The sequence below is a fragment of the Planctomycetota bacterium genome, from assembly GCA_018242585.1.
In the GTDB taxonomy this organism is placed as follows: Bacteria; Planctomycetota; Planctomycetia; order Pirellulales; family PNKZ01; genus JAFEBQ01.
The window spans coordinates 120,909-131,876 of the sequence record JAFEBQ010000008.1; the positions used below are offsets into that span (position 1 = coordinate 120,909).

General features: G+C 63.1%; 7 protein-coding genes. 6 read left to right on the forward strand and 1 reads right to left on the reverse strand.

The genetic code is table 11. From position 1 onward, the window contains the following. The first annotated feature begins 206 nt into the window (after positions 1–206). On the forward strand, positions 207–1,838 hold the full coding sequence (locus tag JSS27_04355; protein MBS0208166.1) for a HEAT repeat domain-containing protein: 1,632 nt from the start codon (positions 207–209) through the stop codon (positions 1,836–1,838). Then, entirely contained in the window at positions 1,835–2,308 is a 474-nt protein-coding gene (locus JSS27_04360) for a hypothetical protein (protein ID MBS0208167.1), read from the forward strand. Before JSS27_04355 ends, JSS27_04360 begins: the two co-directional genes overlap by 4 nt. Positions 2,309–2,644: 336 nt before the next feature. Here JSS27_04360 and JSS27_04365 read toward each other — a convergent pair whose 3' ends face one another. Beyond that, positions 2,645–4,114, reverse strand: a complete 1,470-nt coding sequence (locus JSS27_04365; protein MBS0208168.1) for a hypothetical protein — start codon at positions 4,112–4,114, stop codon at positions 2,645–2,647. A 432-nt stretch (positions 4,115–4,546) separates the two neighbouring features. On the opposite strand from JSS27_04365, the gene polA reads away from it, so the two are divergent. The 4 genes from polA to JSS27_04385 all read left to right on the forward strand — a co-directional run bounded on the left by polA (position 4,547) and on the right by JSS27_04385 (position 10,789). Continuing rightward, positions 4,547–7,396: a DNA polymerase I gene (gene polA / locus JSS27_04370; GenBank protein ID MBS0208169.1), complete on the forward strand. Its 2,850-nt coding sequence runs from the start codon at positions 4,547–4,549 to the stop codon at positions 7,394–7,396. 195 nt (positions 7,397–7,591) lie between these two features. Further along, positions 7,592–8,206 (forward strand): dephospho-CoA kinase, encoded by a 615-nt coding sequence (gene coaE / locus JSS27_04375; protein MBS0208170.1) that lies wholly within the window; start codon positions 7,592–7,594, stop codon positions 8,204–8,206. 501 nt (positions 8,207–8,707) lie between these two features. Then, entirely contained in the window at positions 8,708–10,255 is a 1,548-nt protein-coding gene (rho, locus tag JSS27_04380; protein MBS0208171.1) for a transcription termination factor Rho, read from the forward strand. Positions 10,256–10,276: 21 nt separating this feature from the next. Further along, entirely contained in the window at positions 10,277–10,789 is a 513-nt protein-coding gene (locus JSS27_04385) for a 6,7-dimethyl-8-ribityllumazine synthase (GenBank protein ID MBS0208172.1), read from the forward strand. Positions 10,790–10,968 lie beyond the last annotated feature (179 nt).

Sequence of the window (10,968 nt, forward strand, 5' to 3'; positions counted from 1 at the left end):
CTTTCTATCTCGCTCGGCCCATCGGTCGTACGTGTTATACCGGTTATTCCAGCTCCAGTTTCGGCGGGTCGGCCCAACAAATCAAGTCAGACCCGTTTCCGCCAGCCATCTCCGGTAGTTTCACCCCAGCACTCCGGGGCGTGACCTAGCTTTGATCGGGCAGAATTTGAAATTGCGCGAGGAGCGCTGGGCGAGCGCTTAAGCACGTGAAGGCGGGCCTTTCCAAAACATTCGAGTTTCTGTCACAGACAGAAAACGAAGCGGCGGTCGATCTGCTGCTGCGGGCGCTCGAGTCGCCGACACAGCACATCCAACATGCCGCTCTGCGCGCTTTGCTCGAACGGCGGTCGGTCGCGGGCCAGTTGTACCTGGTCCGACGCTGGCACACGTTGCCCGTCGATTGGCTAACCATTCTGGACGAGCATCGCGGCCGTATGACCCAGGCGCTGCGCGACGCCGTCCTCGACGCCGACCCCCAGGTTTGTGACAACGGCTGCCAGGCCGCGCTGCGGTTCCGCGAGTACGATCTGATCCCCACCCTGCTCAACGCCGCTGACGAGCCGGCCAACCCCAACGCCGATCGCTGCGCCGCGACGTTGTTGTCGCTGACCGAGCTGCTATACGAAGAGCTGTATTCGCCTCCCGACATCCGCCTGCGCCGCGACCCGCAAATGGTGCGACGCCACGTGGCGGTCAGCCTGGAACAATCGCTCGACCGCGCCGGACATGCCCACCGCGACGAGATCGTCGAAGCGTTCCTGTTGATCGCTGGCCGCGACAACTCGGTGCTGCTCAAGAAGCTGAGCGATCCGCTCGACCCCTGCTATCGGCAACTGATCAACATGCTGACGCACAGCGGCCGGTTGGCCGTGATGCGGCTGGTGCTCAGCTATCTGGAAGACAGCCAAGCGCCGTCGGCCATGCTGGGCGTGATCTCGCACCGAACCGATCGGCGGTTTGTCGAGCTATTGCTTCGCAAGATCGGCGCCGAGCCGACCCCCGCGGCGCGGCACGGCCTGAAGCGGATGAACGGCTTTGCCTGGCTGCGCGATGACGATCAACTGTTCAAGCAATTGGACGAAGCCGGCCAGTTCAGCGCCGTCAAGCTGATGACCAGCTCGGGCATGAAGCCCGCCGCGGTCTACGACTGGCTGGTCAAGATTGCCGACACGGGCAATGTCGGCGGCCGCCGCGCGGCGCTCTTGGCCCTGGAAAACTACCCGGGCGCCGAAGCCAATCAACTGGTGCTGCGCGGGCTGCGCGACACGGACCCCCTGGTTCAGGCCGCCGCGGCCGGGCAGCTGCGCCAGCGCAACATTCCGCAGGCTTTGTCGCTGCTGGTCGAGCTGATCGACAGCCCGCACCAGGCCGTGCGCCAGGCGTCGCGCGACAGCCTGGCCGAGTTCAACTTCGCCCGGTTCTTGTCGGCCTTCGACATGCTCGACGACGAAGTTCGCCGCTCGACCGGTGTGCTGGTCAAGCGGGTCGACGTGCGAGCGCTGGCGTCGTTGCGCCAGGAACTGCAAAACGCCTCGGGCAAGCGGCGGATGCGGGCTTTGAACGTGTCCCGCTTCATGCAAGCCGTCCCGCAAGTCGAGGAAACGATCATCGAGCTGCTGATGGGTGACGATCACCTGGTGCGCAGCGAAGCCGCCGCGGCGCTGGCCGACTCGGACAGCGATTTGGCCCGCGCCGCGCTGAACGACGCGTTGAATGACACCAGCCTGACCGTGCAAGAAAGCGCGGCCGAGAGCCTGCGCCAGATTAGCGCCCGCGGCACGCCCAAGATCGTGCTCACCATGCCACCGGCCCCCGCTGCGACGGAGGCCCGCACATGATGACCTGGCTGTTCAACGCCACGCTCTGGGCCGACATCAACCTGTTTCGCGGCATGGGGAGCGGCTTTCGCGGCAAGCGGGCCCAATTGTCCAGCAGCGACGCGCTGGCCTGGCTGGGCATCGCCGTGGCCGTGGTCGCGGCGTTTGCCATCCTGCAACGCTTTCTGTCGCGTCAGGATCGGCGACGGAACTATCACAATCCGGTTGCGTTGTTTCGGCAGTTGTGCCGAGCCCACGGGCTGGCACGGCCCGAGACTCGCTGCCTGCGGCGGTTGGCCGAGTTTCGCGGCCTGACACAACCGGCCGAATTATTCTTCGAACCGGCGCATTTCGAGCGCGGCACGCTGGAACCCGATTGGGGCGATGCCGAGGCTCTGCTCAGCACCCTGGAAGCGCGTCTGTTCGCAACCGAAGAAGCCCCGGCCGGCGATGTGGCCGTTGAGAAGTCGGCTGCTGTTCAAGCCAGCTAACTCAATCGAGCCACAAACTCCTTTGGTTTCCTGAGCACCAAAGGTGCGCCCCATACCAGCCTGGGGCAACGCCCCAGGTATCGTTGGCCCATGAGAACTCAAGGGCTGAAGGCCCGCACCATGCTTGAAATTGCGCACTAGCGCCGAATGGGTCGGGCCTTCAGCCCTCGCATCGATTTCGCCATTAAGACCTGGGGCGTCGCCCCAGGCTGGTATGAGTCGGGCCGTTGGCCCTCAATGCAAAGACCATTGCGCACAGCGGCCGCGACCTAGCGCGCAAAAAATAGCCCCCGGCTGTTTGGGCCGAGGGCTAGGTGCGATATTCGCTCAGGCCGCTTAGGGGAATCGGTAATACCGCGTGGCGCCGCCGGCGGGGGTGCCGGCGCTCGCGGCGCTCGACGAATCGCTGGTAGCAGGATCGCTGGGCAAGCGCTGCACCTTGCGAGCCTTGAACGCGTCGGTGTAACCGCTGGCGCCGCGGCCAATTTGCGGCGGTGTGCGCAATTTCGTCACGTCGCTCCCCAGGCCGTAACGGGCCGTGATGGCCGTGGCCCGGTAGCCGATGCTATCCAAGAAGCGGTCCACGCCCACGCGGACGGCCCCCATCGTCTCGCCTTCCTTGGTCAGCTTTTCGATCTGGGTGCGGGCGCGTTCGGCAATCGGACCTTCGATGATGTAGCGCGTGTCCGACGTGATCTTGCCGGTCGTCTTGCCGTCATTGTCGACTTCGGCGTCGATGACGCCACCCGACAGGGCGATGATGTTCTTCAGCTTTTCACGGTCGTCCGAGCCGTCGCCGTCAAAGTCAATGCGCCCCACGATGGCAAAGTGCTCGGGGCGGCCCGGATCCCACAGCGACGTGTAAATCTTGTCGCCGGGCAGCAGGAACGTGTGCGGCTTCTGATCGGTGATTCGCGCCTCGGCCAGGTGCTCGCCCATGATCTTGGTGACTTCGATCGCTCCCTTGCGGGCGGCTACGTCCGAAGCGGCCGCGTCGGGCGAGTGGACGTCGAACGTGATCTGCGTGCGCAGGGCGTCCGCCGAGCCGACATTGATCCAGACCGTGTTCGTGCGGGCGTCAACGACGCGAATTTCGCCATCGTCCAACTCGATGTCACGATTACCGAGCAAATCGCGAATCTTGTCTGACTGGACTTTCACCTTGCCATCGGTCGTGGCGATCTGCTTGGTCAAGGCTTCGACCGTCTTGTTGGCCTTATCCAGTTCGGCGGCCCCGTCTTGCTGGGCCTTGGCCAGTTGATCGGCTAGTTTCTTCATTTCGCCGTCGGCGTTCTTCTGGGCTTCCATGAACTTGGCCTTCTCGGTGGCCAAGTCCATCTCGGCTTTCATGCGGGCTTCGTTGGCCGTCTTGACTTGTTCCTCGGTCGCCTTGCGCGTGGCGTCGTTCACGGCCTCGAGCTCGGTGATCTTGGCCTGGGCCGTGTTCTTTTCGTCTTGCAGTTTCAACGTCGTGGCGGCCAGCGCTTCGATCGCCTTGCGATAGACCTGGCTTTCCTCGGGCAGGGCCGAAAAGTACTTCCCCTTGTCCTCAACGAAGGTCGCCTGGGCCTTGTCGATGTCGGCGTCTTCGGGCAGGCCGATGAATTGCATCAGCTTGGTCACCTTGGCCAGCTCGGCGCGGAACGACTTGTCCCCTTCGGTCACCTTGTCTTGTTCAGCCTTGTAGCGGGCGTAGTTCGTCGTGTTCTGATTGAAGAACATGAAGGTTCCCACCGCCAGACAGATGACCACGATGAACAGAATGATGATTGCGATCTGCAACCCTTGGTTTTCACCACTTGCCATAGCAACACCGCTAAAGGGAGAGACGAACGTCGCTGGCGACGTACAGAAAAGCGCTCCGGCCGGTCGCCGTATCCGGCATCGGTGCGTAAGGTCGAGTCTAAATAGACGCCCCGAGAGGGTCAAAGAAATATTTGCAACAAGTCCTAGGGGGTTCTACATTTAGCGGCTTGTCGCCCGTGGGGTCGGCAAAATCGGTTCTGCCCCACCACGAACGGCCCGAACACCCCGTATAATTCGTCCGCCAGCGGCCAAAGCGCCCCCGGTTTGGGGGCCAATGTCCCCGGGGTTTCCCGCGGCTTTTCCGCCTGAATGGCCGGCCGTGGCCGCTTGGCGTCCCGGCCCAAGCCAAGCGGAACCGAACCAGCATCGACACCCATCAGCCAGCGCTTTTCTGATATGCCTCCACGCTCGCGACAGACCACGCTCCCTGGCATGACCGGCGAGGAAGAAACCTCGGCCCAGGCCGCCACCTCAGCGACCACCACCGCCAAACCGGCCAAGAAGCTCCGGGCCGCGACGGCTTCGATCACTGATACCAAGCCGGCGGCTTTGCCGCCTGCCGATGCCTCAACCAGCGCCGAGGTTCCCGATCTGCGTGGCAAATCGGTCTGGGTCGTCGACGCCAACTCGCTGATCTTCCAGGTCTTTCACGCCATTCCGGAAATGACCAGTCCGCGCGGCGAGCCGGTGAACGCGGTGTTCGGCTTCACGCGCGACCTGTTGATGATGCTCGACAAGCAGAAGCCGGACTATTTGTTCTGTGCCTTCGACACGGCCGAGCCGACGTTCCGGCACACGCTGTTCGAGCCCTACAAGGGGAAACGGGCCGAGATGCCGACCGATCTGGCACCCCAGTTCGAGATCATCGAGCGGATGACGGCGGCGCTGGGCGTTCCCCGTTTGCGCTTGCCGGGTTATGAAGCCGACGATGTGCTGGCGACCGTGGCGCGCATTGCCGACGAACAAGGGGGGGAGTGCTACCTGGTGACTGCCGACAAGGACTGCCGCCAATTGATCACCGAGCGGGTCAAGATTTACAACGTCCGCAAGGACATCGTCTACAACGCCGCGGCGCTGAAAGAAGATTGGGGGGTGCGCCCGGACCAGGTGGTCGACTTCCAGACCCTAGTCGGCGACTCGGTCGATAACATTCCCGGCGTGCCGCAGATCGGCCCCAAGACCGCGCGCGAACTGCTGGAAAAGTTCGACACCCTCGACAAACTGCTTGAACGTGTCGACGAGGTGGCCGGCGACAAGAAGCGCGAGAACCTCCGCAATGGCCGCGAACAAGCCATGCTCAGTCGCCAACTCGTGCGGCTCGACACTCACACCCCGGTGCCGATCGACTGGGCTGCCGGACAAGCCGGTCGGCTGAATGTGCCGGCGCTGATCGAGTTGTGCGGCGAGTACGGCTTTCACCGCTTTGCCGACCAGTTCCGTGCGTTGCAACAGGCGGCCACGCCAGCCGTCTGGGAAGCGAACTACCAGTTGGTCGACACGCCCGAGGCGTTTGCCGCGTTGGTCAAGAAGCTGGCCGAGCGGAAGGTGCTGTCGTTCGATACCGAAACAACCAGCGTCAATCCGACCCAGGCCGAGATCGTGGGTTATTCCTTCGGCTGGGCGCCGGGCGAGGCGGCGTATGTTCCAGTGCGCGGGCCAGCCGGCGCGAAGCTGATTGCGCCCGAGGTCGCTCTGGCGGCGCTGCGTCCCCTGCTTGAAGATGCCACGATCAAAAAGATCGGCCAGAACCTGAAGTACGACATGCTCGTCCTGCGCACCCAGGGGGTTGAGCTGCAAGGGCTGGCGTTCGACACGATGGTGGCCAGCTATCTGCTCGAAGCAGGCGAACGGAACCATAACCTCGACGAGCTTTCCGCGCGCTACCTCAATCATAAAACGATCACAATCGACGAGTTGATCGGCAGCGGTCGGAACCAGAAGCGGATGGATGAAGTCGACACGCAGTTGGTGTCGGACTATGCCAGCGAAGACGCCGACGTGCCGGTGCGGCTGTTGCCGATCCTGCAACAGAAACTCGCTGAGGCGCAGCTTGAGCCGCTGTTCCAATCGCTGGAGATGCCGCTGGTCGAAGTGCTGGCCGAGTTGGAGTTCAACGGCATTCGTGTCGACGTACCGCGGTTGAAAGCGCTGAGCGATGATTACGGCGGCCGGCTCGTCGCGCTGGAAAAAGAGATTTACGAGTTGGCCGGTCATTCGCTGAACATCAATTCGCCCAAGCAACTGCAACAAGTCCTGTTCACCGAATTGAATCTGCCGGTGCAAAGCCGGACCAAGACGGGCCCCAGCACCGACGCCGACGTGCTCGAGGCGCTGGCCCATCTGCACGCCCTGCCCCGCAAGATTCTTGAGTACCGGCAGTACGCCAAGCTGAAAGGGACGTATCTCGATGCGTTGCCGACACTGGTGAATCCGCGCACCGGGCGCGTGCATGCCTCGTTCCATCAGGCCGTCGCGGCGACGGGGCGATTGAGTTCGAGCGATCCGAACCTGCAGAACATTCCGATTCGAACCGACGCGGGGCGCGAAATCCGCTCGGCGTTCTTGCCGGGGCGCGATGACTGGCTGCTGTTGGCGGCGGACTATTCGCAAATTGAGCTGCGCGTGCTGGCCCATTACTGTCGCGACGCGACGCTGATTGCCGCCTTTGAGCGCGACGAGGACATTCACACGCTCGTGGCCAGCCAGGTCTACAACGTCGGGCTCGACGCCGTGACCCGCGAGATGCGCCGCGCGGCCAAGGCCGTGAACTTCGGCATCATCTATGGGCAAAGCCCGTTCGGGCTGGCCAAGGCGCTTGACATCGACCAAACGCAGGCGGCCCAGTTCATCGACGCGTACTTTGCCCGCTATCCTGGCGTGGAGTCGTTCCTGTCGGGTGTATTGAAGGACTGCCGCGCGCAAGGCTTTGTCAGCACCTTGTTCGGCCGGCGACGGGCGATCTCGGGCGTGCGCCCCGATGCGGGGCGGCAACGGAACCTGGCCGAACGGACGGCCATTAACACCGTGATCCAGGGCTCGGCGGCCGACCTGATCAAGCAAGCGATGATCGCGATTCACGCCCGGCTGCGGCGCGAAACCTGGCAAGCGAAGATGCTGCTGCAGATTCACGACGAATTAATCTTCGAGGCGCCCCCCGAGGAAATCGACCGGCTGGCCGCCATGGTCCGCGAGGAAATGGCCGGCGTGCGCGAGTTGGCCGTGCCGCTGAAGGTCGATGTCAAGACCGGCCACAATTGGGCAGACACCGAGAGTTATGCATAATGGTTGTCGGGAACCCTTCTCCCCTCGGGAGAAGGTGGTGAGCGCAGCGAACCGGATGAGGGTCAAGAGTCAGGCTAGCGCGGCGCTGCTGGACAGGTGACCCTCATCCGGCCTTCGGCCACCTTCTCCCGAGGGGAGAAGGATTTACGCGGGCCGCATTGACAGTTCAAACGTAGCAACAACAGGCACAACGCGATGCTGATCATTGGACTACTAGGTGACGTGGCGAGCGGCAAGAGTGTGGTCGCGCACCTGCTCACGGAGCTAGGCGCAGGTCTGCTTGACGGGGACCGCGCGGGGCACGAACTGCTGCGCCGCGACGACGTCCGCGCCGCGGCCCGCGAGCGGTGGGGAATGTCGATCTTCGCCCCCGATGGGCATGTTCACCGCCCGGCGCTCGCGCGACTGGTCTTTGCCGGCACCGAGCGCGGTCAGCAGGATCTGCACTATCTCGAACAGTTATTGCACCCGCTGATCGGGCAGAAGCTGCTGGACCAGGCGGCCGGATTCCGCGCCGCGGGCAAGATCGCCGCCGTGCTCGACGCGCCGGTGATGTTGAAAGCCGGCTGGGACAAGTTCTGCGACACGATCATCTTTGTCGACACTCCGTCCGCCCTGTGCGAGCAACGAGCCTTGGAGCGCGATTGGGACGCGGCCGAGTTGGACCGTCGCCGGGCCGCCCAGGATCCGGTCGAGGGCAAGCGCCGCCGAGCCAACGTGGTGATCGACAATTCAGGCTCGCTGGAACACACTCGCGAGCAAGTGGCCAAGTTCTGGCAGGACCACGTGACGGCCAAGGCCAAGAGTTAAGCCCTTCCGCTCACGTCGCGAACTTTGCTACCCACTTTGGCCACTTATCGGTAGCGCCTGACGGCTTTGCCCTAACTATCGCGCTAGCGGCAATTCGGGCGGGATTTCCCGGTTATTCGGCCCGATGTTGATACGGCGCGGCGGTCTGGCCGTCGGTGAAAAGAGTGACAGACACTCGCAATTTTGTCCCGGCGGGGTGTAGAATGAACGGACTGGCCGTCCCCCCGATGGCCAGCGCCCTTCGCTCAGGCCCGCTGCGTTCGCACACTGCCTGTCCGGTTCGTCCTATCCCTCACTTCACCGATTGACCTCCTGTCTGTCCCACGGCTGGAATGCCGCTTGACGCCGGTCGCGCGCACGTTCCACGCCAGCTTGTCACTGCCGTAATCCAATCACGTCTTGCACCCGTCTTGTTCTGACCGAACCTACCTGCCCCCCATCCCACGTCACTGGCCGCGATCGCGGCGTCCGCAAGGAACTCCGGTCGGGAGGAATCTGACCATGGCTGATGGAAAAAGCGTTTCGTCCAATCCGCTGCGGCGTGCCGCGGCGCGGACGACTGCTGCGCCAGCGTCTGCTGGCAACGAACGATCCCCCGGCAACGAAGCCGATCGCGACAACGCGCCGCGCGAAGCGGACGGCAATCGTGTGCCGCCGCGGATGCGCGGACCGGTCGACCAGTTCGACGAGCGCGAACCGTTGTCGCTGGCCGAAGAACTGGCCGAGGAAGCCGACAGCGGCCAGGTCTCGCCCGAGACGGCGGCCCATTACGAGCGGCTGAAGCGCGGCGATATGCACATCGCCGAGTTGCAGCGGATGTCGATGCCCCAGTTGATCGAGCAAGCCCGGCAGGCCAACCTGACCGACTACATGGGGATGAAGAAGCAGGATCTGATCTTCAAGATCCTGCAAGAGCGGGTGAAGCTCAACGGACTAATGTTCGGCGAAGGGACGCTGGAAGTGTTGCCTGACGGGTTCGGCTTTTTGCGGAGCCCTGACTATCACTACTTGTCGTGCCCTGACGATATTTACGTCTCGCCCAGCCAGATTCGTCGGTTCGGCTTGCGGAACGGGGCGACGGTGTCGGGGCAGATTCGCCCGCCCAAGGAAAACGAACGTTACTTCGCGCTGCTGCGCGTCGAGGCGATCAACTATCAAGACCCGAACCTGTTGACGAACAAGGTCTTTTTCGACGACCTAACGCCGCTGCACCCGGACAAGCGCGTGGTCCTGGAAACCACGCCCGAGGAACTGAGCATGCGCGTCGTGGACCTGATCGTGCCGATCGGGTTTGGGCAACGCGGCCTGATTGTCAGCCCGCCCCGCGCCGGCAAGACGATCTTGCTGCAAAAAATGGCCAAGTCGGTGCTGGCCAATCATCCGGACGTCTACGTGATCATGCTGTTGATCGACGAGCGCCCGGAAGAAGTCACCGACATGGAGCGGCAAGTCAAGGGCACGAACTGCGAAGTCATCAGCTCGACGTTCGACGAAGTGGCCGCCCGCCACATTCAGGTTTCCGAGATGGTCATCGAGAAGGCCAAGCGAATGGTCGAATACGGCCACGACGTGGTGATCTTCCTCGATTCAATCACGCGGCTGGCCCGGGCCTGGAACTCGGAAGTGCCCCACTCGGGCAAGATTCTTTCGGGCGGCGTTGACGCCAACGCCCTGCAACGCCCCAAGCGGTTCTTTGGCGGCGCTCGCAAGGTCGAAGAAGGGGGCTCGCTGACGATCATCGCCACGGCCCTGGTCGACACGGGCAGCAGGATGGACGAAGTGATCTTCGAAGAGTTCAAAGGAACGGGCAACCTGGAGATCGTGCTCGATCGAAAACTGGTCGACAAGCGCATCTGGCCGGCCATCGACATCAACCGCAGCGGCACGCGCCGCGAGGAAATGCTGCTCGATCCCGAGGAGTATCGCCGGGTCTGCATGCTCCGCCGGGTGTTGAACGACATGAACCCGACCGACGCGATGGAACTGCTGACTACACGGCTGCAAAAGACCAAAACCAATGCCGAATTCCTGATGAGCATGAAAAGCTAAGCGAGCCGAGGCCCCAAAGTCATGCCCCCAGGATCCACAAGTCCAACAGTATTCGAAGGTCGTCCGGTCGCTCCCCGCGCACGCGTGGCGATTGCCGTCGCCCGCTATAACGAGACGATCACGTCGCGGCTTTTGGCCGGCGCGCTCGGGACCCTGGCCAAGCATGGCGTCCCCGACGGGCAAATCGAAGTGGTCTGGGTGCCCGGCGCGTTTGAGTTGCCAGTGGTGGCGGCGCGGCTGGCCAGCGGCGGCCAGCACGCGGCGGTGATCTGCCTGGGAGCGGTGATTCGCGGCGAGACGACGCACGACGAGCACATCAACCGCTCGATCAGCCACCAGTTCGCCGACATCTCGGTTCGCACCGGCGTGCCGGTGTTGTTCGGAGTGCTGACCGTGAACAGCCTGGAGCAAGCGCTGCAACGCGCCGGCGGCACGGTTGGAAACAAAGGGAGCGAGTGCGCCGAAGCGGCCCTGCAACTGGTCGACCTGCTCGCGCAATTGCCACCGACCAAGACGCGATCGACCGCGCCCTAAGGTGCCGCCCTGCTTTCAAGCCTGCCAGCAATCCAAGACAGCCGCTCATTGCGGTTCCTAGACGTCTGTAATTTGGGGATAATTGCCGTTAGCTCGGCTCCCAAGTCCCAAACAGGGCTATGCACAGACCGGTTTCCGGGAGGATGGGAGAGTCAGCTAAATCCTAGTTAATCCACCGC

What these genes read in the sequence shown, in the direction of transcription:
- JSS27_04360 (MBS0208167.1), top strand. Translation starts at nt 1,835, where the DNA reads ATGATGACCTGGCTGTTCAACGCCACGCTCTGGGCCGACATCAACCTG.
- JSS27_04365 (MBS0208168.1), bottom strand. Translation starts at nt 4,114, where the DNA reads ATGGCAAGTGGTGAAAACCAAGGGTTGCAGATCGCAATCATCATTCTG.
- polA (MBS0208169.1), top strand. Translation starts at nt 4,547, where the DNA reads ATGACCGGCGAGGAAGAAACCTCGGCCCAGGCCGCCACCTCAGCGACC.
- coaE (MBS0208170.1), top strand. Translation starts at nt 7,592, where the DNA reads ATGCTGATCATTGGACTACTAGGTGACGTGGCGAGCGGCAAGAGTGTG.
- rho (MBS0208171.1), top strand. Translation starts at nt 8,708, where the DNA reads ATGGCTGATGGAAAAAGCGTTTCGTCCAATCCGCTGCGGCGTGCCGCG.
- JSS27_04385 (MBS0208172.1), top strand. Translation starts at nt 10,277, where the DNA reads ATGCCCCCAGGATCCACAAGTCCAACAGTATTCGAAGGTCGTCCGGTC.